This is a genomic window from Streptomyces roseolilacinus, from assembly GCF_014649335.1.
Taxonomy (GTDB): domain Bacteria; phylum Actinomycetota; class Actinomycetes; order Streptomycetales; family Streptomycetaceae; genus Streptomyces; species Streptomyces roseolilacinus.
Map to the genome: position 1 here is coordinate 1 of NZ_BMSV01000039.1, position 759 is coordinate 759.

1 protein-coding gene is annotated in these 759 nt (G+C 63.1%); it reads left to right on the top strand.

Annotation, left to right across the window (positions count from 1 at the left end):
• Positions 1-718 (top strand): GntR family transcriptional regulator (locus IE106_RS29985; protein ID WP_189538381.1); only part of this gene is annotated, 718 nt, incomplete at its 5' end.
• Positions 719-759: the final 41 nt, after the last annotated feature.

Genomic DNA, 759 nt, shown 5'->3' on the forward strand with positions numbered 1-759 from the left:
GAAGGGGTACGCCGATGTGGCGGACCATTTCCGCATGCGCATCAGAAGCGGTGAGCTCGCCCCTGGAGACGCGCTTCCTTCCGTAGCCGAGATTCGCGCGCAGTTCGACGTGGCTGCGAAGACCGTGAGTCGCGCCTTGGGCGTCCTGAAGGGTGAGGGGCTGGTCGCATCCCGAGGAGCACTGGGAACTGTTGTCACGAAGAACCCGCTGGTCATCACCGGGGCCGACAGGCTAGATCGGATGGTCAGGAACGGTCTCCGCTACGCCCCAGGCGAATCTTCTTCCGGACACCGCGTAATGCGAAGGTCGGTCCATGATCCCGAAGTGTGTGAAGCCCTTGATCTTGAACCGGGCGACGAAGTCGTGATTCGCATTCGCACCTTCCAACAGGACGGCAGAGCCACCTCAGTAGGTGTATCCGTCTACCCGCCCCGCACGGTTGCTCAAGTACCCGAGCTGGCCGAGGAGACGCGGATGCCGCGCTACTTCGGTGAAATCTTCGCCGAGCGGACCAGCCATGAGGTGGTCAAAGGGCAGCGCACAGCGCGTGCCCGTCAGGCCTCCCAGGACGAGCTGGATGCCCTCCAGATCGACGCGCCACCGCACATCTCCGTGGCTGTCCTCGTCACCACTCAGACCTTCCACGACGAAGACGGCCCAATCGCCTACTGGGAAGACGTATATGCCCCAGGCACCCAGATGCCCATCTCTGACTGACCCTTCCCCTGCGACGCCCTGCCGTCTGGTCAGTTCGCTCA